Origin of the sequence: Virgibacillus proomii (assembly GCF_900162615.1) — a bacterium.
Lineage (GTDB): Bacteria > Bacillota > Bacilli > Bacillales > Amphibacillaceae > Virgibacillus > Virgibacillus proomii.
The window spans coordinates 1-21,873 of the sequence record NZ_FUFN01000009.1; the positions used below are offsets into that span (position 1 = coordinate 1).

Here is a 21,873-nt window from a genome sequence, read left to right on the forward strand (position 1 = left end):
TTCTTAGCTTCTCTCAAGATCTCTCTTGAGTTATTTCTTAGAAAAACAGAGACTGCTTTTCTTGACATACTGGTTGTTTTGTTCAGTTTTCAAAGAGCAAATATTGCTAACTGTCTTTTGCGACAGCAACTTTTATAATATAACATTTTAAGAAGTAGCTGTCAATAACTTCTTTAATTTGAATCGCTTTTCTCATTTCAGCGACCTTATTAATATATCATATTTCCAACTTTTATGTCAACACTTTTTATTGATATATTTATTATAAAATCACCAAAATTTTTGCGACGCTTATTACTCTATCACGCTTCTATCATAAAGTCAACGTTATTTTTAATTTTTTATAGTGCATGTTCAAAAAAGGATCGAAAAATTCGGGCAGTGATGTTTCAGCTAGCGCACTTGTACAGGATGTACTGACTTCTACGTTACCCACAGGGCGTGTTTTTTTAAAAAAGGTCCTTTAGTAGAAACATAGATACATGAGCATTAGTTTAGCTTCCTTGAAACTCATTCTCGCGCTGGAAAAAAGTTTTTCCTTTCCGAGCAACGGAGAAACAAACCAAATAAAGAAAACTTAGCTAGCGGCAAGCGAAGCGTAGACGATAGGCCTAGTTACATGTACACGTAGAACTTAAAAATTTCAAAATACATTGAATGAATTTCAACGCTGAAATTTTATACGTTCTAAGGTACGAAGAAATTCAAGGCGTCATTTTACCCGTACTTTTTGAACAACCTCTTAATAATAAATACTAAAAAATTCACTAATTCAATTGTTACTAGCTTCATTTCAGGCTTCATTATTGTAATTTTAACAACTTCTTAAAGTTGAACACCAGTAATTCTTAAAAGTCCATTAACAAATCGGTTGAAACCTATGATGTAATAATTAGCGCTAAAATATAAAGTGAAACTTCATTCAGATAGAACAAAGGTTAGAATCTTGGGCGTCTTTGAAAAACTACAATGTGTCGCTTCCGAAGTTTTTTTCTTATCATTGAAAAGAAATACACTTTTTTGTCGTGCGACGCATCGGCTACGTAGCTCTCCTTGTCATGTTGCAACTCCTTGTGATCAACATCCTTAAAAAATCGCGATGTATCACTAACGTAGCTTTCCTTGTCTTGTCGACCCGAGTGAATCGGTAATTTAGGTGCCGTTATCTCCCACTTAAACTTCTTCGTATCCGCTATAACTCTTGAAGTCGGGGTCTTACAGCACCTTACATTCGGGATAAAACAAATATATCAAACCTACCATAACCAAAAGTCCAACTTTATTTCAGTAAAGCTTCTCTTTCAACTTATATGAGTAATACCATAGAATAAATGGATAAAATTAAAGATTCGTAGACGTTGCCTCTCTATGCGGTATTATATCATTGATACGATTGCAATATCTTTACGAATAACATATCCTAGTGTTCACTTAAGCTTTGAGATGCTGATTCAAGTAAAAACTGCAAGCTAATTCATCTCTTCCATGTACATTCCTTCTGGGGTTTTGATCATTAAAGGAGGGACTTTACTACAATATGGAAGAAAAATCGCAAAAGAGCAACGTTATATTGTTATAAATTAGAATAGCAAGTAAAGTTTGCCTATATACTATATGTGGAAAACGAAAAAATTGTGTCTCTTACTTCTTTAATTTATATTTCCTATGGTAAACCCCTTCTCCCTTTGTCGCTTCTTTTACAGAATAAACAATCCTCTTTTCTACTAAATAAGCAATAATTGCTGATAGATCTAATGAATATGGCTGAATTTCCGGCCGTGCTTTTAATTCAGCATAAGACCAAGCATACTCTATGCCCATCACGTCTAATAAATGCTTAACAGATACCTCCGCTCGCTTTTTTATGATATAATCCATTGCCAGCAACATGAGTTGTATTCGTTTTTTCAATGCTTCCTTACTTTCAATAAACTCTTCATACAATTTATAAACTTCAACATCAATTTGTTTTATTTGGCTCCAAACAGTTACTTCAGGATAATGACCTTTTTCAATTACAGCCAGTCTAGCTAAATAATGCAGAGAGTAGAGTATTTTACTATTCGCATCCATATATTGTTGCATTTCAAAAAGCTCTTTTGCTTCATTATAACTTTTTACCAGCTTTCCAAATTCAATCGCTTTTCGCAAATCTCTCTTTTTATCAGGAAAATCACGTAATTGCTCTTTTAAATTAAAAACAAATTCATTTCTATCAAATAAAATCTTTCCATATATGATCCATTCAACCGCACTTCGATAACCACTTGTATCAATCCACTTCATTAAAAGTCGTTCATCAACAATATGAAGTGCACAAGTTTTATTGGCAAATTCATAATGTTTAGCACACCATTTGGAGTCAGCATCTTGAACAATTATTAATAAAATCACATCAAAATTATCAGTAATGTGGCTATTTGGTTTCGTTCTTTCTAACACTAATATACCAAGAGTTTTCAAATCGCTAGCATGTTGCTGGTAAATTGATCTCAGAAAATTTTCCATTATTTATTTCTCCATTTCTTATTAAACATTTCAGACTTCATAGGAAATAAACAAGAGTTTATTTATTCCGTAAAACAGGTTTTATTTTTCACTATACTAACATTCGTTATAATCTTAGCAATTCCTGTCTTTTTATTAAATTTTTTAATAAATCTTTTATTTAATATGTTTAGAAAAAGGAGGGTAAAACAAAAACATATAGTTCGACGCCGCTTCATTTTCAAAAAGCCGAGTGTATGCAATTAAATATAGATCATCCATCTCCCAAAAAATACCCTCACAAAAAACGATGTTATCCTTTGTCACTGTGCTTGCCGTTAGTATAGTTTTACTTCTACTTTGCATACAGAAACTTCACTCAAGGAACTCTTTTTCCTTGAAGTAGAACAAAGACAAAATCGCAACATACGTAAAAAAACCCAATGTACCGCAGCCAAGATTTTTTTCCAAGTCTTTTTGTCCTAAAAAACGCGATCTGTAGTTATCGAAGCTTTCTTTTCCTTGAGAAATTGCGAGATATTGCTGTCGAAGCATACTCTGTTCTGCCATCCGAACAAATCGAGCAATTTAGTGCCCGGTTCTCTACAAGTCGTTAAGATAGTAAAGACGTTAGAAGAGGAATAAATACGACAACTTATATGCTGAATAAATTTCTATTGCGTCGCTTTAACTTAAAGACTAACATTTTATACATTCTAATGTACAAATAAATTCAACTCGTCATGTTTCCAAATTTTTGAACATTACTTATAGATGAGGAACTAGATGCGCTTTAGACATGCACGTTTTTTGATTCATCAATTAACTGACTGTATGTTATACTACCTTTAAGGGGAGTAAGGAGGTAAGTTTACATGTCGCAAATCGTCTATTCTAGTAAAATAAATAAAATCAGATCATTTGCCTTAATTCTTATTTTTGCAGGTATTATACTTATGTATATAGGAATATTAGTCAAACGGATTGAATGGTTAATGATTATCTTCTTTATCCTTGGTGTATTAGCAGTTGTATTAAGCTGCGTTGTTTACCTATGGATCGGGACATTATCTTTAAAAGCAGTGCCGATTATTTGTCCCAGCTGCGAGAAGCCTACAAAAATGCTTGGACGAGTAGATGCTTGTATGCACTGCAAACAACCGTTAACAATGGATAAAAATTTAGAAGGTAAAGAGTTTGATGAAAGGTACAATTCTAAACGTTATCGGAAAGAGATAAAAGCAAAAAAAGAAAATAATATGCACTAACATATCTTTAAATAAGTTTAATAATCCACACGCTAGACTCATAATTAGCCATTATTAAAACCTTTAAAAACCCTAATGCTTAGTTGACATTAGGGTTTTTGGCGTACCATCAATTAATGTGTTTCTTTTTAGTTGTTTTCTGACATTCTTCGCAAACACCATACAATTCCATGCGGTGATGACTGACTTTAAAACCGGTTACCTGCTCAGCCAATGCCTCCACCTCATCAAGTGATGGATAGTGAAAGTCAACAATTTTCCCACATGAGTTACAAATAATATGATAATGATCTGAAGTATTACAATCAAATCTGCTTGAAGAATCGCCATAAGTCAACTCTCTGACTAAGCCAACTTCACGCAATACACGCAAGTTATTATAAACGGTTGCAACACTCATATTCGGAAACTTTCCTTCTAAGGCCTTGTAAATATCATCAGCTGTTGGATGAATCGTTGAATTGAGCAAATACTCAAGTACCGCATGTCGTTGTGGAGTGATACGGACGCCTGATTCTTTTAATGTATTAATCGCTTCCTGTAATCGATTTTCAGACACCCTCATCCACCTCTCTTTCAGTAGTTTATCTAATGATAACGTTATTATTACATTATAATCTTTATAAATAGTTTACGCCCTTTACGTGTATTCTGTCAATATTAGCACACTATATACATAAATACATGTTTTAATATAAGATTTTCTCTATAAATGGATGTTTAAAAAGCTAAGTAAAACTCATAAATTGAACTTCAACATACATTAAGACGAGAAAAAAGAGTGATTTTCTTCAAGAGCAACGAACGTTGAGCAATACAGCAAGATTTTTCGATGTGTTGTAATCTTAGCCAAACCTAACTTTTCTATCCTCTTTTTAAACATGTACTATAATTTATAAACGTAATAAGCGTTCCTTTCCCCCAAGCAATTGATTAACATAGCGAGCAGCTACAAATAAAAAATCTGATAGCCGATTAAGATAAGCAACTACTAATTAACTTGATCAATTGCAACAGCCAATCGTTCCGCTCTTCTAGTTACTGTTCTTGCAATATGTAGTGCTGAGGCTGCTTCTATGCCAGATGGTAAAATGAAGTTTTGTAATGGTTCAAGCTGTTCATCCCATTTATCTATTAGCTTTTCTAGTTGTTGAATATGCTCCTCCTTTAATTTCCAGGGTTCTAACGCTTTATTATCTTAACGTGGAAGAGAAACAGCACCCTCGATAATGAGCGATAAATTTCACAAGAACAAAAGCTAGAAATACTCGAGTTAGCACGGGCATAGGAGCCGATGTTAACTTATCGTTGGAAGAAGAGCGAAGTTTGCTACAGCTTGGGTGCTGAAGCTATACAACGAAGCTACATTTCAAAAAGTTATCTATTATGTAGAAATAAAAAAGTCATGTAGAAATGAAAAAAGATAGCCATATGGAAGTGACCCTCTAAAGTCAAATTTCACGCTAACTATTAGGGTACAGTACATATGACTATCTCCTTTTTTCCAATTATTGTAACTGCTCACGAATAAAATCTAACGCAGTTTCTACATGTCCCTTCACTTTCACCTTGCGAAATTCTCTTTGTAATACGCCGTTCTTATCAAGAATAAAAGTAGAGCGTTCAATACCATAATATTCTCTGCCAAAGTTTTTCTTTAGCTTCCAAACACCAAATTGTTCAGCTACTTGATGGTCTTCATCTGCTAAAAGTATAAACGGTAAATCATATTTATCAATAAACTTTTGGTGAGAAGCTGCTGGGTCCGGGCTAACACCAATAATTACTGCATCAAGCTCTTTAAAACTCTCATGAGCATCGCGAAAATCACATGCCTCGGTCGTACAGCCAGGGGTCATATCCTTTGGGTAAAAATACAGGACAACATGCTTTCCTTGAAAATCGGACAGACTGACCTTTTCACCATCTTGATTTGGCAATGTGAAATCTTCTACTTTTTTACCAATTTCTACTGACATATTACATCCCTCCATCCTATGTTCCATTCTACTATAGCATAACTCTTAAATAATATTCATTGATCTCTACTTTGATCATGGCGTTGTACTAGACGCAAAACAAATGCAGTAGGTAATATATAGCCAATTAGTGCTTGAACAATTGCAATTAATCTGCCAACTCCAATTGGGGTGATATCCCCATAGCCAATCGTTAATATCGTTACACCACTAAAATAAAGGGAATGCATTAAAGAACCAAAGACACTTACCTGTTTCAGTTCACCATGTTCTACAAGAATTGGAGCTTGCATGGACAATACAAAATAAATAAGCCCGAACCCAATAATAACTATACAGTAAATCATTATTAACACATAAAATAATTCCAAAGAAAAACCGCGTCGCCTCATATAATGTTGCAGTTGTTCACCGTGAATAAAATCGAATAAGCTTTTTCCTAAAATAAATACAATTGCCCCAATGAGAAACCATACTACATATTCCATTTAATCCCCTTCTTTTTTGGTCCAATTCCTATTTACTTTATGCTTATGCAAATAGCTAAGATGCTTGTCATTTATTTTCTGTTCTATGATAAAATATAGAAGTTATGGAATTGTTACAGTGTGAACTTTTACTAAAGTAAAACTTCATCCAATAGGCTTTTGCTTCATCCTCTACTGATAGAAGTAAACAAACGCTAACATCTCGGACGTCCTTGAAAAAACGCGATGTGCCGCTGCCGAAGCAAGTCTGTCCTGTCTACTCAAACCAATCAGGGACTTAGGTAGTATATCTCCCACTTAGATTTCTTCATATTCTTTATAACTCTTAAAGTGGGAGTCTTATGGCACCTTACATTCTGATAAAATATAGAATTCAGTTATAACTCCTGATATCCAACATGTGCGTGTTCAAAGCAATAAAAAGTTCGAGGTCGTCTGTCGATTCGAATACGTTAACTATACCAGTTAATATAGTATAAGAAACTAACTTATATAAAATTCGACCCGTTACGATTACTGGACTTTTTAAATATCGTCTATAATAGATTTAAACATCTGCTGTTCATTCATAAACTAGAAAGGACGGGACAGTAATGAAAAAAGTATTTCTTGTTGAAGATGATAAAAAAATAGCTGATTTGTTGAAGGATTATTTGGAAAAATATGAGTATGATATTCAACTTGTAAAAGAGTTTGATCAAATTTTAGAGGAATTCCAAGCATTTGACCCTCACCTTGTCTTACTCGATATTAATCTACCTAGCTTTGATGGCTTCTATTGGTGTCGTAAAATCCGCAGTGTATCGAATTGTCCCATCATTTTTATTTCCGCACGGGATTCGGGAATGGATCAGGTTTTGGCAATTGAAAATGGCGGTGATGATTACATTACGAAACCATTCAATTTTGATGTTGTTCAGGCAAAAATAAAAGGAATTATGCGTAGAATCTACGGAGAATATGCAATTAGTAAACAGGCTGATATACTGGAAATTAACGGACTTACCCTACATTTAACGACAATGGAAATCAGCCTAAACACGGAGAAAGTACTGCTTACAAAAAATGAATTTATTTTGCTAAAAGCTTTTATGGATCACCTTAATCAAGTATTATCACGAACCTATTTATTGGAAATGCTATGGGATGATGAACATTTTGTCGATGACAACACGCTATCTGTCAATATTACCAGGGTTAGGAAAAAACTTGAAGACATCGGTGTAAACCAAAGCATTCAAACCGTACGAGGGGCAGGTTATAAAATGATTGATACATGGAGTGAAAGTATATGAAAGATTTTCTAAAAGATAGCCTGCCATTTATTTTTTTCTTTTATATCCAGCTTTTCATTATCATCGCAATCGTTCAACTGTTTTATGGCATTACTTCAGTACCAATGAGTTGGGATTTAATTACCTATTTAATCATCCTACTAACATTCTGTTTATCTTTATTTTTAGTATACCGATATTATAAACTTCGTGATTATTACATGACCATTAAGGAAGATGAAGAAAATGCCACATGGTTACCAGACCCACCAACTAAATTATTGGCAACTATAAAAAAACAGCATGATAGGCAAACAAACAAATATGCAGAAGAAATAGAACGCTTAAAACAGCAAAAGCAAATGGAGTTTAATTTCATTCAACAATGGGTGCATCAAATGAAAACTCCCGTCTCCGTGATGCATTTAACTTTGCAAAAAGAAAAATTTCGAATGTCGCAAGAGTTTTTACACAGTATGCATGAAGAATTAGAACGAATGCAGCAAGGGTTAAACTTAGCGTTATATCAATCACGATTGCAAAAATTTGATCGTGATTTCCAGGCACAGCAAATCGTCTTAAAGGAACTTATTAAAGAGGTAATTCAAGACTTTAAATCAAGCTTTATTCGCAATCAAGTTTTTCCAGATTTATCAATTGATGAAGATTTTATCGTGACAACCGATTCCAAGTGGTTACGCTTTGTAATAAGTCAGGCAGTTTCGAATGCAATTAAATATTCAAAGCCGGATTCTTCGCATGTTTATTTCAGAGCAAAAGCAGCGGATAAACAAATTGTGTTGCAAATAACGGACACCGGTCACGGAATACCAAGTCAGGACCTTGATCGGGTTTTTGATCCTTTTTTCACAGGATTGAATGGCAGGAAGTTCCGTGAATCAACAGGAATGGGACTTTATTTATCCAAACAAATTTGTACAGAGCTTGGTCATGACTTAACTATTTCTTCAGAGGAAGGAAAGGGAACGACTATTTCTATTCATTTTCACCTAAACTAACCTTACAATGTTGTAAGGTTAGTTTTTAAATATGAAAGAAAGGACGATAGGGATACATAACGGAATTAGTTATAATGAAAATAATTAACATTAGAAATACTTGCTTGTCGCTAAGTTTTTAGATAAAGCTATCGTTTTTCTTTTACGATAAAGCCTAAAGTTTTATATTTTCCTAATAGTATAAATAAAGACCAATATTTATTCCGCATCTAAACTGGCAGTAAAACCTCCACTTAGAGGGGGAGGAGAATCAAGAAGACTAGGTGGAGGAAGCTGCTTGTAAATGCCCGATTAGTTCATTTAACCATGAGGTGGATGAGAGAACCCCCACTCATGGAAGTTTCACCTTATATAAATCAACTTTCACGTATTTCATCCGTTATTAAGGTGTTAAAACATATCCAATGTCTACTTTTTAGAAAACACTACAAGGAGAGATTAGACATGTACGTACTAAAAGCAGAAAACTTATCCAAAACATATGGCAGCAAACGGGGGATTTCATATGAAGCACTACACCAATTCAATCTCACTGTTAGTCAATGTGAATTTATAGGAATCATGGGACCTTCAGGCAGTGGCAAAACTACATTATTAAACTTACTATCGACTCTCGATACACCTACTTCTGGAAAAGTGATGATTAATGAAAAAACAGTTACATCTCTTCCTCATTATAAATTGGCTAAGTTTAGGAGACAGGAAATGGGATTTATTTTTCAGGATTTTAATTTGCTGGAAACCTTAACCATTGGTGAAAATATTTTGCTCCCTTTAACATTGAATAAAGTACCTGTGAAGGAAATGAACAAGAAACTCACCTCCATAACAAAGCAACTGGGTATTGATGATATTATTGACAAACGAATCATGGAGGTCTCCGGTGGACAAATGCAACGAGCAGCGATTGCTAGAGCACTAATTCATAAGCCTTCTATCATATTTGCTGATGAACCTACCGGAAATTTGGATTCCAAAGCTTCCTTACAAGTGATGGAAGCATTGAGTAGACTGCAAAGTGAGCAACAAACGGCTACATTAATGGTAACTCACGATCCATTTGCAGCTAGTTTCTGTCAACGAGTCATCTTTATTAAAGATGGGAGATTGTATAATGAAATTCATCGAGGCAATAACCGTCAAAACTTTTTTCAAGACATTTTAAATATGCAATCCTTGTTGGGAGGAAATTTGAATGACCTTCAAACAATTCGCTTTTAATAATGTAAAGCGCAACACACGTGCCTATCTCAGCTACTTCTTAAGCTGTATGTTTGCGGTAATCGTCTTTTTTATGTATGCTGTCGTTATCTTTCATCCCCAAATAGAAAAATATGATTTTGTGGAAGTTGTTAGAAGCGGAATCCTTGTATCGGAGGTAATTATTTATCTTTTTTCTTCTTTATTTGTACTCTATTCTACTGCTACATTTATTAAATCACGTAAGAAAGAGTATGGAATCCTAACAACATTAGGTATTAGTAAATCTCAATTAAACCGGATGCTCATTACAGAAAATACAATTATCGGTCTTGCTTCTATTATTGCTGGTATTTTAGTCGGTGCTTTGCTAACAAAATTATTCTTAATGATATTTTCTGCCATTTTAAATACCGGGGAAATTCTGCCTTTTTATTTATCATGGAAAGCGATTGGCATTACCGTTGCATTGTTTTTTATAATGTTTGAAATAAATTCTTTACTCGTCGTCTTTACATTGCGTACAAAATCAATTATGGAAGTATTTCGAGGTGCTAAGGCTCCGCGAAAAACACCTCGCTTTTCATGGATAATAAGCATCTTGGCGATTGCTGCTGTTTTCTATGCCTATTATTTAGCGTATACAGCTGATATGTTTTCTATTTTATATCGGATGTTTATTATTTTAGTCTTAATTATTCCAGGTACCTACTTTTTATTTACGCAGTTTAGCATTGCCTTTACGAGTCTTTTACGTAAGAACAAAAGATTTCTCTATCAGAATTTGAATTTACTTATTATTTCCGATTTAACCTATAAATTAAAAGACAATGCGCGCTTACTTTCAATGGTCGCTATTTTAAGTGCTGTAGCCTTCACATCGTCCGGAGTTTTATATGGTTTATTTCAAAGTATGGAGGAAGAGACAGAGCGTTTTGTGCCTCAGGACTTTTCCATAATCACTAAGGGCACTGAGAATAAGGAACTGTTTGAAGAAAGTATTGAAAAGGCAGAAAAAATTTTCACAGAAAGTTTTACTCCTTTCGAGTCAGTTATAACTCTTCCAATACAAGCCAAGTCACAACATAAAATTGGTTATTGGAATGATATTTCGTTTACTGTTTTTTCGTATGCGGATTATAAAAAAATGCTGCAATTAAACAATCTAGCTGTACCAAATCCACCAGGCAACGGCTATGCCTTTGTACTTGTAGATGATATTATTCGCCCAAGTATAGATCCTGTTCCCAAAAGGCTAACATTTCGGATTGGAAATGAACAAATAGAACAAAACGTAACTGTATTTAAAAATAAAACAATGAATTCCACTATTTATGGAATGTATACACTTGTTCTACCTGATGCTACATTTAAAAAGTATCAACAAAAAGGGGAGCAGCTATTATACTACACAGCCAAAATACCGAACTGGGAGAAGCATATTAAAACAGTGGAAAAGGTACAAGCTGCCATAGCCCAAGAGCATATTTATATAGATTCAAGAGCGAGTACCTATACTGGTATGAAAGAGGGTGTGTCTTATCTTTTCTTTTTTGGTATATTTATTAGTGTCCTGTTCTTTTTAGCTGCTGGATCCATTCTTTACTTTCGAATGTATCAGGAAATTGATAAAGATATTAAATATTATTATTCCCTTTACCGAATCGGGTTGACGAACCAAGAAATGAGACAAATAGCTACAAGACAACTCGCTTTTTTATTTTTCTTGCCCTTTTTAATAGCTGTTGTTCATGCTGGTTTTGCATTTAAAACATTACAAAATATACTTGTTTCTTCGGTTCTTTTGCCAAGTATATATATCATTTTGTTTTATTTCATTGTTCATTTTATCAACTTTATCTTTATCCGAAATATTTATATTTCCAAGTTAAAAAGAGTCATGTAAAAAGGTTTAGAATAAAAAGAATCCGAACGCAAAATTTAAGGAGGCAATTATTGTGGATTTTTCAACATCAGAAGCACTTCACCGTGAAGCATTAGAACATATTGTTGGAGGCGTAAACTCACCATCACGCGCTTATAAAGCAGTTGGCGGGGGGGCACCAGTCTATATGAAGCGTGGTCAAGGTGCTTATTTTTGGGATGTCGATGGCAATAAGTATATTGATTATTTAGGTGCTTACGGTCCGATTATTACTGGACACGCTCACCCGCATATAGCTAAAGCAATCTCTCATACAGCTACAAATGGGGTATTATATGGGACACCAACTCCACTAGAAAATCAATTTGCCAAAATGTTAAAGGAAGCCATTCCGTCATTGGAAAAAGTGCGTTTTGTAAATTCCGGAACTGAGGCAGTTATGACTACAATAAGGGTTGCACGTGCTTATACGAATCGTACCAAAGTAATCAAATTTGCCGGTTGTTACCATGGTCATTTTGATGCCGTACTTGTCGAAGCTGGTTCAGGCCCTGCAACACTTGGCACCCCTGATTCTGCTGGTATTCCTGAATCCGTAGCACAAGATGTCATTACCGTTCCATTTAATGATATCGCCGCATTAAAACAAGCTTTAGACGTTTGGGGAGATCAGGTTGCGGCTGTATTAGTTGAACCGATCGTTGGTAATTTTGGAATTGTTGAACCCAACGAAGGATTTTTAAAAGCTGTGAATGAGCTTACCCATGGTGTTGGAGCACTTGTAATTTATGATGAAGTAATTACCGCATTTCGCTTTACATATGGAAGTGCCCAGCAATTATATGGGATTCAACCTGATATGACAGCAATGGGTAAAATTATTGGTGGTGGACTCCCAATCGGTGCGTATGGTGGTAAAAAAGATATTATGGAACAAGTTGCCCCTCTTGGACCTGCTTATCAGGCGGGAACGATGGCAGGTAATCCAGCATCAATGGCAGCTGGTATCGCATGTTTAGAAGTCTTGCAGGAAGATGGCTTATATGAAAAATTGGATCAGCTTGGCGCTAAGCTAGAAAAAGGTATTCTAGAAAAAGCTCATGAACACAAAATTGCAATTTCGATCAACCGCCTTTGCGGAGCTTTGACCGTTTATTTCGGAGATGGACAAATCACCAATTATGATGAAGCCGAAGCTAGTGACGGGGAACGCTTTGCACAGTTTTTCCGTTTCATGCTAGAACAAGGCATTAATTTAGCTCCATCCAAATACGAAGCATGGTTCTTAACCATAGCACATACGGAAAAAGATATTGATCAGACAATTGCGGCCGTAGATATAGCGTTCAAAAAAATGGCAAGCAATGAAAGATGAAGTAAAGTAAAAGTGGTGTAGTCAAAGAGAAATCCGAACGATGATTTAAAATTCTTTAATTAGAATTTGAATTAGTTCGGATTTCTCTTTTTATAAGCTTCCTTATTCCAGTAAATATTTGCCTTAGAGTTGATCTTTTTAATTATGTCCCACCCTCTTTCTCATTTTGCCTGTAAACTGCAGATAAAAAGGTGGAAATAGATTAGGTATTTAAGAGTGGTTACATTTAAATCAGGGCTCGATATGTCATTTTACAGAACTTTTTGAACAACACTCTAAGGTAAAAAAACGAATAATACTACCTATTTCATAGAATACTATTTATAAAAGTAAAATTGGAGGAGATAGCCATGACTAGTCCTTATCGCTGTCCCAACTGTAAGACAAATAAAACTCGTTTTAATAAAATTGAACAGATAGCCCATCCCATAAAACTTGATGCTTCAACTGGAGAAATTATAAAAACGTATCAAGATGGTAATGTTGAACCGTACCATCATATATATCAGGGTCCTAAATTTAAAATTCAATGTGCGGCCTGTGGAGTAATTGAAGATGAAAAGACGTTCATTCATTTTGCCCAATATCAGTAATACAGGTTGGGATATCACATGAACTAAATGTATAATTTCTGAGACGTTAAGAAGGTCACGACATACATCCCCCGTGACCTATCTATTTTTTACTCCATCGTCAAGATGTTGGACTTGATAAAGATCATAATAAATACCTTTAGCTTTCATCAGCTCATTATGTGAACCTACTTCTTTAATCTGTCCCTCATCAATGACGACAATTCTATCAGCATGGGTAATTGTTGCTAATCGATGAGCAACGATAAATGTTGTTCGGTCAGAAGCAAGTTTTTCTAATGCCTCTTGAATCGTATGTTCACTTTCTAAATCTAATGCGGAGGTAGCTTCATCAAAGATAAGCAATGGCGGATTTTTCAAGAATACTCTGGCAATCGCTATTCGCTGTTTTTGTCCACCTGATAATTTAACACCACGCTCACCGACCAATGTATCGTAGCCATATGGCAAGCTTTGTATAAAGTCATGCGCGTTTGCTGCTTTTGCAGCTTCTACCACTTCATCATCAGTTGCATCGGGGTTTCCCATTCGAATATTCATTGCTATCGATTCACTGAATAATGTATTATCTTGTAGCACCATACCTATACGATCCCGCAATGAACGTGCCTGAATATCACGTACATCGATACCATCCATTTTAATGGAACCGCTTGTCACATCATAAAATCGAGGAATAAGGCTAACCAATGTCGATTTTCCACCGCCGCTCATCCCGACTAGAGCGATTGTCTCTCCTTCTTTCACATGTAAATGAACATTCCGCAAAACAGGTACCTCTTCATCATCGTATTGAAAAGAAACATTTTCAAATAAGACTTCTCCTTGCAAATGTTCAAGCTTAATCGCATCAGGCTTATCTTTTATATCATATTTCTCATTCATTAGTTCAAATACGCGATCAATGGAAGCAATCGATTGAACAAGTGTTGTTGATGAATTAACCAGCCTGCGCAACGGACTGTAAACACGCTCCATATAGCCTACAAAAGCTACCATCGTTCCCATTGTCAAATTTCCTTGAATAACTTGATAACTGGCATAGGCAATCACCAATAGAGGCGCCAAATCAGTAATTGTATTGGTAACCGCAAATGTTTTGGCGTTCCAGTTCGTATGATCAAGCGCTTTTTGTAAAAAATTGTGATTACGATCAGCAAATTGCTCCTGTTCATATGCTTCAAGAGCAAAACTTCTCGTGACAGGTATCCCTTGAACCCGCTCATGTAAATGGCCTTGTACTTCTGCCAATGCTTGTGAACGATGGCGTGTAAGTCTTCTTAGTCTTCCATAAAAATACTTAATAGAGAAACCAAATAGTGGAAATAAGATGATCGCTACCACTGTTAATTCCATATTCATAGATAACATAATAGCAATGGCTATTAGTATCGTAATGAGGTCTAACCAAATATTCATAAGACCTGTAATGACAAATATTTTTGTTTGTTCGACATCATGTATTACCCGGGAAATAATTTCGCCAGTCTTCGTTTTTGCATAAAATTTTAAACTCAACTTTTGTAAGTGATCAAATAGGCGAGCACGGATATCAAATAAAATCTTGTTCCCAACCCATTGTGCCAAGTATTGTCGAATATATTCAATCGGTGGTCGTAAAATAAGAAAGATTACGAAAGATATCCCCATCAACCAAACTAATTGAGTGATTTTTTCCGTCTGACCAAGTGCTTCATTTCCAATAATATTATCGATCACATATTTTAAAATAAGTGGCATTAATAGAGGAATACCAAATTTTATAATCCCAACAATTACTGTCCAGAAAATTTTCCATTTGTACGGTTTTACAAAATACATATACTGTCTAATTGAGTTCATTTAAAACGTCCTTTATTAGAAAAACTTAGCTTGTCGCCAAGTCTTTATGGCGGCGAAAGCTATCGTTTTTCTTATATGATAAAGTGAAACTTCATTCAGTAGGAATTTGCTTCCCTCTCCTACTGAATGTTAGTACCACAAGGGTATGACCTAAAGGCCCTTGAACCAATCGGGCATTTAGGTGTCGTTTTCTCCAACTTTGACCCTTTGTATCAACTAAAGGCTCTTGAAGCAGGAGTCTTACGGCACCTTACATGCGGGATAATGCCTAAAGTTTTATACTATCCTATAGTATAAAAAATTGTAAGCAGCTCTAACAAGCAAAGAAAAGCCTTGCTACAAAAAAGTAACAAGGTTTGTTACGTGTTTTTAGATATTTACTTTCAACATTTTTACTATGGATTCCACGTATTTCCCCTTTATGTATATGAAGTAAGGAGTCATGGTAAACTTAGTGATTGGTTCAACCTCAGAAGTTGTGTAGAAGCTTGCTTAGCGTTTGTTTTCAAATCGCCTGATGGACACGGTATGACAGTTCACTTCATATCGATATAACGTTAACGATATGTTAGATAGCGTTCATACCATTCATCTATAACCCCTGGTGAAAATGGTCCTTGCTTTTGTCTTATCCATCGCAATAAAATTTGAAGTTGTTGTTTTAGAATACGATCAAGCTCCTTAGGATAGTTCATTTGTTTTCGATGCTCTTCATATTCATCTTCATCTAGTAAGACAAATGTCATGTCAGGATATACTTTTACATCCAAATCATAATCAATATATTTAATTGCATTGTTTTCATAAATAAAAGGGGAGCTAATGTTACAGTAATAATATATTCCATCCGTTCGGAGCATACCGATTACATTAAACCAGTGATCAGCATGGAAATAACAAATAGCTGGTTCTCTTGTTGTCCACATTCTTCCATCGCTTTCACTAACCTCCGTTTTATCATTTGCTCCTATGATAATTTTCTCTGTACCTTTTAAAACCAGACTATCCTCCCAAATGCGGTGAAGTTGTCCATTATGTTTATAACTGTGTATTTGTATAGTGATTCCTTCTCTCGGAGCAACCATTTAATCTCCCTTTCCTTTGGTTATACCTCCGGATCTTATCCTGCATTCATTATAAAGGTAATGATTTGAATTATAAAGTATTATGAATGGAGAAAGTAATAACTCCATCATCAATGAAATCCATTAAAATTCATTTATTATCAAACGTCTTAATAATAATCCTTTTTTAATCTATGGTAAATTATTAAATTTCTGTTTTTATAGCAGCTTGACCAAAGAAAAAGAGCTCCCAGGATTTATAGGGAGCTCTCTCGCATTTGAGGGTATGCAGTTACCTCTTATTTTGTTCAGATTGTTGATTTTGTCGTTTTACTTCCTGAGCATTTGTTTGTTCAGCACCATACTCTGTACCGTACTGACCTTGCCCTTGAGCGGCTTGTTGGTTCTGCTGCCTAACCTTTTGAATGTTTGTACCTGAAGTAGTTTGGTTTGGTTTTTTAGCCATCAATATCACCTCCGCAATATTTAATTTGTCCATATGAATTAGATGTTATGCTAGTTTTAATTAGTAAAATAAACATATATTGGATAATATTTCCTATAATGAATAGTTACGAAGATATTACACACACTAATGAAGCGCAATACTTTTTGGAGGTTGTCCAATGGAAACACCAAAACGGGATTTCACGGAACTATCGATGATGAGTAAATCAAAGTGGAATGAAGACGAATTAGCTTATTTTCAACATGCATTGTCACAGCTGTTACCATATGTAAATCCAGAAGGGTTAACCATTTTGCATGAAATTAATCGAGAAATGTACAGAAGAAAATAGAGCCAAGCCAAAACCATCTATAGCTTTTTCCAAAAAGCACTACGATTAGAAAACTTGGCTTCTCGCCAAGACTTTAGCAAAAGCTGTAGTTTTTCTTATACGATAAGCCCTCAAATCATATACTTTCCTATAGTATAAACTTACAAACGCTCCCGTAACAATTAATTATTACGGGAGCGTATTTAAACTCGACGAAACTAATTTTGAATTATTTTTTATTCCATATCTAAGATGCCGTAAAACTACACTGCAAGAGTTATTGTAAATACGAACACCAAAACAAAGAAGATGCAGGAATACACCGTATGCAAGTATGTCTTTTTTCAAAGATCTCGGGGATGTTAGCCTTTGTTTTCAGTTCAAGGAAGTGCTTCTTGTATGACGTTTCACTTTATCATTTTGTAGTTCTACTTTAATATTTTCCTTTCCAGCCTCTTCTTCAATATAACCCATTATCTTTTGATGTGATACAGGAAATGGATAATTAGACAATTCTTGGCAATTTACAAATTTAAGTCTGCGGTCTTTTACTGTTTCTTCCATCGTTTCAGCTTGGTATATTTCAAGCTGCCAAATGATATGAGAGAAGACATGTTTTAACTTTCCTACCTTATCTCCTAATGCTATCTGTAAGCCATATTCTCCATAAACCCAGTTTTCAAGATGATCCCAGCCAATTTCTTCAATTGGTACCATTGGGAATTGCCAAAGATTAGCGAGTAATCCATTATCTGGTCGTTTTTCAATTATATATTCATCATTCTTATTCTTTGCTAGGATAACAACATAAGCAATCGTTTTTTGTTTTTTGGCTTTGTTTTTTACAGGCAATGTTTCTTCAATACCTGCTGCAAAAGCTTGACAATGCGTTTGTACCGGGCATAGCAAACATGCTGGTGATTTTGGTGTACAAATTAATGCACCTAACTCCATAACGGCTTGATTAAACGAAGATGGATCAGATGTATCAATTAACTTACGAACATAATGTTCAAATAGTTTTTTTGTACGTTGCTGACTAATATCATCTTCAATTTTTAATATTCTCGAAAAAACACGCATCACATTGCCATCTACCGCAGGCTCCGGTTGATTAAAAGCAATTGATAAAATGGCACCTTTGGTATAGGGGCCTACACCTTTAAGATCACCTAATTCATCCGGGGTATCCGGCACTTTTCCACCATATGAAGCAACCACTTCTCTTACAGCATGATGTAAATTGCGAGCACGGGAATAATAACCAAGTCCTTCCCATTCCTTAAGCACCTCTTCTTCATCTGCTTCTGCTAGTGCTTCGGGTGTTGGATATTTTTTAATGAAGCGATTAAAATAAGGAATCACTGTATCCACTTTAGTTTGTTGTAGCATGACTTCAGATACCCATATTTTATACGGATCTTGGTCTTTCCGCCATGGCAAATCACGTTTATTCCGTTGATACCATGCTATTAAATCTTGCTGAAATGCAGCACTGTCAATATATTGTAGTTTTTCATTATTCATAAAATCACTTCCTATATGGTACAATAAAAATAGAAAAAATAATATTTCCTGCAAACAATGAACGCAGGAACACACAAGTTTTAAACGCAGCTTAAGGAGGACCTTTTCTATGGATACTGGTACCCACATTGTCATGGGTGTTGCACTAGGAGGATTAGCTACAGTAGATCCAGTTATTCAAAGCGATCCTGTTTTATTTAACGCGGTATTGGTTGGAACAATTGTAGGTTCTCATGCACCAGATTTCGATACCATACTCAAGTTAAAAAATAATGCAACATATATACGTCATCATCGGGGTATTACGCATTCCATTCCAGCTGTTTTAATATGGGGAATCTTAATAGCAAGTATTATCCACTTCTTTGTTCCCCAAGCGAATTTCTATCAAATTTGGTTATGGACAGGTATTGCAGTAATTATCCACGTTTTAACAGATATTTTCAATGCCTATGGGACACAAGCATATCGCCCTTTTTCAAATAAATGGGTGGCCCTTGGCTTTATTAACACATTCGATCCGTATATCTTTTTTCTCCATATCGCAGGAATAACAGCTTGGGCATTAGGAGCAAATCCAGCGTATACATGGATAATTATTTATAGCGTTATTCTGCTTTATTATGTAAAACGCTATTTTGATAAGAGAGCGATAGTTAAAAAAATTAATGGTTTTTATCCTGATGTAGAGAAAATCGCGACTTCACCTACGATTAAACAAAATTACTGGCGGGTAGCGATTACGACAACTGATAAATTTTATGTAGGTATCGTTGATAATAACCATATTGAAATTATCGACGAATTTGCTAGAAAACCATTACCTGAAACACCAATTATAGAACTTGCCAAAACGGACAAAAATATTTCTGCGTTTTTATCCTTTTCTCCGGTATATCGCTGGGAGATAAACGATTATGATGACTATACTGAGGTTCGTTTTATCGATTTACGCTACCGCTCTAAAGGGCATTATCCTTTTATTGCTGTCGTACAAATCGATGATAATATGCATATTCACAGTTCCTACACTGGCTGGATCTTTTCAGAACAAAAATTAAAAAATAAATTATATGTGGAAGAAAGCCCAATTTAAAACAGCAGGCAGCTCGCTCTGCTGTTTTTTGTTTTTCATAGAAAAATGCATGCTTATTATTTCTCCCGTACTCGCTTTCCCAATAGCGAAATAGGGACAGCTTCTTCTTTTTCAACAACTTCTCCTACTAAATTTACCCTATGGCCCCAAGCAAATATTCCTTCAATATAATTCACTTGAAAAGAATGACCTGGATCTATCATCAGTTCATATACTTCATTAGGTATAAAATCATCCGGATTCATTGTATAAGCTAAAGCAACCTGCATTTTCCGCTGATTGATAGCAACTTCCGATATATTACCAAGTTGTTCTGCTTTTTGCGCTTTTTCCTTTAATTTTCCAACTTCTTGACGCAGCTGTTCAACAGAATAATCACTATACCGATAATTGTTGTTAACCATAGGCATTCTCCCCTTTGTTTTCTTTCACAGTTCTCGACAGTTCTCGTAAGATGGTATTTGAGAATGACGTCACTCATTTGTTTCATTAGTATCCTCTACTTGTCCAATTGTAACACAGATAGAAAAACCATTCCGTACTAAAACATTTACTTTATTTTTCCATATAATCGTCTACAAATTGGCAGATCAGGTCAAAAGAGAACCCCTTGCGAAATAAACCTTCCTTTACTTTCTGCTTTAATTCAAAACCCGTCTGTTTACTAGTATGTCTCTTTATTAATTTTTTCCCATGATATACAATAGCTTCCCATTCTGCATAGTCATTTTTAGTATCCTTATATTCGTCAATCACTGTTTGAATGACGTCACTGGAAAAACCTTTTTGTTGTAAAAAAACTTGGAGACTTTGCAATTGTTTTTGAAACGAATCTTTTTTCTTTTGCTGCAGCTTTTTTTTAGCCAATTTTCGCACTTTCTCGTATTGTAATTCAAAGGAATACGGTTGTAATGCCCTGTCTATTAAGTGTTCAGGCACTCCTTTTTCCATTAACTCCCGTTTAATAATCGTAGGTCCTTTTGTCGATGTATTTATTCTTGTTCGAACAAACATCTCGGCAAACTGAAAATCATCGATTAAGTTTTCTTTTATTAATTTATCAATAATGATAGCAATATGATTGGGATCGACTTCTTTTTTCAATAAATAATTATGAATTTCTTTTTTTGTCCGCATTCGATAGCTTAAATATCGGATTGCAAGGGTATAAGATTTATAAACCGAATCTTTTTGCTCAATAGTTGCTATCATAGAACTTGACAGTTCCATTCCTTTACGCAGTTGGAATTCAACTAGAACAGATTGATCTACACTAAATCCGTAATATTCACTTGACTTATCATCTGTTAGATAAATATTATATCTTTGCTTTGCTTTTTGTTGCGTTGTAATACGGCTAATTTTCGTCATTACACCACACCTCTTTCGTTTATCATACCAAAATGAAAGATCGACGTCTTTTTTACACTATAGGAAAGTATAAAACTTTAAGCTTTATCGTATAAGAAAAACGATAGCTTTCGCCATAAAGACTTGGCGACAAGCCAAGCTTTTCTAAAAACGTCCGTCAAAAATGACACGGCGCATTTTCTTTTGTTTCTTAACCCATTCTAACAAAACACGTCCATATTTCGCCGCCGCAAGCTTATTAGTAATTTTGAATACACATGTAATAGATAGAAGATGTACTCAACGATATGATATTAGAAAAATAACCTCCATCTAATCAGCTTTATAGAAGCGCCAAAGAAAAATGAGAATGTATTTTATTTGAGCTAGATGGAGTGCAACCATCAGTAAATTAAGACATGCGGGATAAAGTGAAACTTCATTCCGTGAAACGCTTTTTACACGGAATGTTAGTACCACAAGGGTATGACCTAAAGGCCCTTGAACCAATCGGGCATTTAGGGGCCGTTCTCTCACTTTGACTTCTTCGTATTGCCTACACTCTTGAAGTGAGAGTCTTACGGTACCTTACATGCGGGATAAATTTGCTATGGATGTTTAGCCAGTTTTTTGTACATCCTCTATAA

19 protein-coding genes and 1 pseudogene are annotated in these 21,873 nt (G+C 35.0%); 9 read left to right on the top strand and 11 right to left on the bottom strand.

Annotated elements, in window-relative coordinates; genetic code table 11:
* Positions 1-1,641 precede the first annotated feature (1,641 nt).
* The gene (locus BN1066_RS02730; protein WP_077317985.1) at positions 1,642-2,508 is read right to left on the bottom strand and encodes a nucleotidyltransferase-like protein; all 867 of its coding nucleotides are present in this window, start codon (positions 2,506-2,508) and stop codon (positions 1,642-1,644) included.
* A gap of 854 nt (positions 2,509-3,362) precedes the next feature.
* Between BN1066_RS02730 and BN1066_RS02735 the strand changes: the two genes are divergently transcribed.
* On the top strand, positions 3,363-3,755 hold the full coding sequence (locus BN1066_RS02735) for a YgzB family protein (RefSeq protein ID WP_077317986.1): 393 nt from the start codon (positions 3,363-3,365) through the stop codon (positions 3,753-3,755).
* A gap of 109 nt (positions 3,756-3,864) precedes the next feature.
* On the opposite strand, the gene perR is transcribed toward BN1066_RS02735, so the two are convergent.
* From perR to BN1066_RS02755, 4 genes and pseudogenes are all read right to left on the bottom strand, one after another.
* Complete coding sequence (gene perR, locus BN1066_RS02740; protein WP_077317987.1) at positions 3,865-4,320, bottom strand: peroxide-responsive transcriptional repressor PerR; 456 nt, start codon at positions 4,318-4,320, stop codon at positions 3,865-3,867.
* Between the two features lie 328 nt (positions 4,321-4,648).
* A pseudogene (locus BN1066_RS02745) lies at positions 4,649-4,932 on the bottom strand (ATP:cob(I)alamin adenosyltransferase); the annotation flags it as partial.
* A 331-nt stretch (positions 4,933-5,263) separates the two neighbouring features.
* Positions 5,264-5,734 carry a thioredoxin-dependent thiol peroxidase gene (bcp, locus tag BN1066_RS02750; protein WP_077317988.1) on the bottom strand — a complete coding sequence of 157 codons (471 nt, stop codon included), beginning with the start codon at positions 5,732-5,734 and terminating at the stop codon, positions 5,264-5,266.
* A 56-nt stretch (positions 5,735-5,790) separates the two neighbouring features.
* On the bottom strand, positions 5,791-6,222 hold the full coding sequence (locus tag BN1066_RS02755; protein WP_077317989.1) for a potassium channel family protein: 432 nt from the start codon (positions 6,220-6,222) through the stop codon (positions 5,791-5,793).
* 593 nt (positions 6,223-6,815) lie between these two features.
* On the opposite strand from BN1066_RS02755, the gene BN1066_RS02760 reads away from it, so the two are divergent.
* From BN1066_RS02760 to BN1066_RS02785, 6 genes are all read left to right on the top strand, one after another.
* Entirely contained in the window at positions 6,816-7,517 is a 702-nt protein-coding gene (locus BN1066_RS02760) for a response regulator transcription factor (RefSeq protein ID WP_077317990.1), read from the top strand.
* A complete protein-coding gene (locus tag BN1066_RS02765; protein WP_245799680.1) occupies positions 7,514-8,515 on the top strand; it encodes a sensor histidine kinase in 1,002 nt (333 codons plus the stop codon). The genes BN1066_RS02760 and BN1066_RS02765 overlap by 4 nt, the downstream gene beginning before the upstream one ends.
* Positions 8,516-8,959: 444 nt before the next feature.
* Positions 8,960-9,736: an ABC transporter ATP-binding protein gene (locus BN1066_RS02770; RefSeq protein WP_077317991.1), complete on the top strand. Its 777-nt coding sequence runs from the start codon at positions 8,960-8,962 to the stop codon at positions 9,734-9,736.
* Positions 9,711-11,621, top strand: coding sequence for an ABC transporter permease (locus BN1066_RS02775; protein ID WP_077317992.1), 1,911 nt, complete (start codon positions 9,711-9,713; stop codon positions 11,619-11,621). Before BN1066_RS02770 ends, BN1066_RS02775 begins: the two co-directional genes overlap by 26 nt.
* Before the next feature lie 52 nt (positions 11,622-11,673).
* Positions 11,674-12,975, top strand: a complete 1,302-nt coding sequence (locus BN1066_RS02780) for a glutamate-1-semialdehyde 2,1-aminomutase (protein WP_077317993.1) — start codon at positions 11,674-11,676, stop codon at positions 12,973-12,975.
* A gap of 350 nt (positions 12,976-13,325) precedes the next feature.
* Entirely contained in the window at positions 13,326-13,568 is a 243-nt protein-coding gene (locus tag BN1066_RS02785; protein ID WP_077317994.1) for a DNA alkylation repair protein, read from the top strand.
* Between the two features lie 78 nt (positions 13,569-13,646).
* Here BN1066_RS02785 and BN1066_RS02790 read toward each other — a convergent pair whose 3' ends face one another.
* The 3 genes from BN1066_RS02790 to BN1066_RS02800 all read right to left on the bottom strand — a co-directional run bounded on the left by BN1066_RS02790 (position 13,647) and on the right by BN1066_RS02800 (position 16,940).
* Complete coding sequence (locus BN1066_RS02790; RefSeq protein ID WP_077317995.1) at positions 13,647-15,410, bottom strand: ABC transporter ATP-binding protein; 1,764 nt, start codon at positions 15,408-15,410, stop codon at positions 13,647-13,649.
* Positions 15,411-15,967: 557 nt separating this feature from the next.
* Complete coding sequence (ntdP, locus tag BN1066_RS02795) at positions 15,968-16,495, bottom strand: nucleoside tri-diphosphate phosphatase (protein WP_077317996.1); 528 nt, start codon at positions 16,493-16,495, stop codon at positions 15,968-15,970.
* A gap of 271 nt (positions 16,496-16,766) precedes the next feature.
* A complete protein-coding gene (locus BN1066_RS02800) occupies positions 16,767-16,940 on the bottom strand; it encodes a gamma-type small acid-soluble spore protein (RefSeq protein ID WP_077317997.1) in 174 nt (57 codons plus the stop codon).
* Positions 16,941-17,100: 160 nt separating this feature from the next.
* Here BN1066_RS02800 and BN1066_RS20080 point away from each other — a divergent pair, with 160 nt between their 5' ends.
* Positions 17,101-17,274, top strand: coding sequence for a hypothetical protein (locus BN1066_RS20080; protein WP_179104275.1), 174 nt, complete (start codon positions 17,101-17,103; stop codon positions 17,272-17,274).
* Positions 17,275-17,628: 354 nt separating this feature from the next.
* Here BN1066_RS20080 and mutY read toward each other — a convergent pair whose 3' ends face one another.
* Positions 17,629-18,780: an A/G-specific adenine glycosylase gene (gene mutY / locus BN1066_RS02805; protein WP_077317998.1), complete on the bottom strand. Its 1,152-nt coding sequence runs from the start codon at positions 18,778-18,780 to the stop codon at positions 17,629-17,631.
* A 109-nt stretch (positions 18,781-18,889) separates the two neighbouring features.
* On the opposite strand from mutY, the gene BN1066_RS02810 reads away from it, so the two are divergent.
* Positions 18,890-19,876, top strand: coding sequence for a metal-dependent hydrolase (locus BN1066_RS02810; RefSeq protein ID WP_077317999.1), 987 nt, complete (start codon positions 18,890-18,892; stop codon positions 19,874-19,876).
* Positions 19,877-19,932: 56 nt separating this feature from the next.
* Here BN1066_RS02810 and BN1066_RS02815 read toward each other — a convergent pair whose 3' ends face one another.
* Positions 19,933-20,280, bottom strand: a complete 348-nt coding sequence (locus tag BN1066_RS02815) for a YfhH family protein (protein ID WP_077318000.1) — start codon at positions 20,278-20,280, stop codon at positions 19,933-19,935.
* A 151-nt stretch (positions 20,281-20,431) separates the two neighbouring features.
* Positions 20,432-21,247 carry a recombination regulator RecX gene (recX, locus tag BN1066_RS02820; RefSeq protein WP_077318001.1) on the bottom strand — a complete coding sequence of 272 codons (816 nt, stop codon included), beginning with the start codon at positions 21,245-21,247 and terminating at the stop codon, positions 20,432-20,434.
* Positions 21,248-21,873 lie beyond the last annotated feature (626 nt).

What these genes read in the sequence shown, in the direction of transcription:
- BN1066_RS02730 (WP_077317985.1), bottom strand. Translation starts at nt 2,508, where the DNA reads ATGGAAAATTTTCTGAGATCAATTTACCAGCAACATGCTAGCGATTTG.
- BN1066_RS02735 (WP_077317986.1), top strand. Translation starts at nt 3,363, where the DNA reads ATGTCGCAAATCGTCTATTCTAGTAAAATAAATAAAATCAGATCATTT.
- perR (WP_077317987.1), bottom strand. Translation starts at nt 4,320, where the DNA reads ATGAGGGTGTCTGAAAATCGATTACAGGAAGCGATTAATACATTAAAA.
- bcp (WP_077317988.1), bottom strand. Translation starts at nt 5,734, where the DNA reads ATGTCAGTAGAAATTGGTAAAAAAGTAGAAGATTTCACATTGCCAAAT.
- BN1066_RS02755 (WP_077317989.1), bottom strand. Translation starts at nt 6,222, where the DNA reads ATGGAATATGTAGTATGGTTTCTCATTGGGGCAATTGTATTTATTTTA.
- BN1066_RS02760 (WP_077317990.1), top strand. Translation starts at nt 6,816, where the DNA reads ATGAAAAAAGTATTTCTTGTTGAAGATGATAAAAAAATAGCTGATTTG.
- BN1066_RS02765 (WP_245799680.1), top strand. Translation starts at nt 7,514, where the DNA reads ATGAAAGATTTTCTAAAAGATAGCCTGCCATTTATTTTTTTCTTTTAT.
- BN1066_RS02770 (WP_077317991.1), top strand. Translation starts at nt 8,960, where the DNA reads ATGTACGTACTAAAAGCAGAAAACTTATCCAAAACATATGGCAGCAAA.
- BN1066_RS02775 (WP_077317992.1), top strand. Translation starts at nt 9,711, where the DNA reads ATGACCTTCAAACAATTCGCTTTTAATAATGTAAAGCGCAACACACGT.
- BN1066_RS02785 (WP_077317994.1), top strand. Translation starts at nt 13,326, where the DNA reads ATGACTAGTCCTTATCGCTGTCCCAACTGTAAGACAAATAAAACTCGT.
- BN1066_RS02790 (WP_077317995.1), bottom strand. Translation starts at nt 15,410, where the DNA reads ATGAACTCAATTAGACAGTATATGTATTTTGTAAAACCGTACAAATGG.
- ntdP (WP_077317996.1), bottom strand. Translation starts at nt 16,495, where the DNA reads ATGGTTGCTCCGAGAGAAGGAATCACTATACAAATACACAGTTATAAA.
- BN1066_RS02800 (WP_077317997.1), bottom strand. Translation starts at nt 16,940, where the DNA reads ATGGCTAAAAAACCAAACCAAACTACTTCAGGTACAAACATTCAAAAG.
- BN1066_RS20080 (WP_179104275.1), top strand. Translation starts at nt 17,101, where the DNA reads ATGGAAACACCAAAACGGGATTTCACGGAACTATCGATGATGAGTAAA.
- mutY (WP_077317998.1), bottom strand. Translation starts at nt 18,780, where the DNA reads ATGAATAATGAAAAACTACAATATATTGACAGTGCTGCATTTCAGCAA.
- BN1066_RS02810 (WP_077317999.1), top strand. Translation starts at nt 18,890, where the DNA reads ATGGATACTGGTACCCACATTGTCATGGGTGTTGCACTAGGAGGATTA.
- BN1066_RS02815 (WP_077318000.1), bottom strand. Translation starts at nt 20,280, where the DNA reads ATGGTTAACAACAATTATCGGTATAGTGATTATTCTGTTGAACAGCTG.
- recX (WP_077318001.1), bottom strand. Translation starts at nt 21,247, where the DNA reads ATGACGAAAATTAGCCGTATTACAACGCAACAAAAAGCAAAGCAAAGA.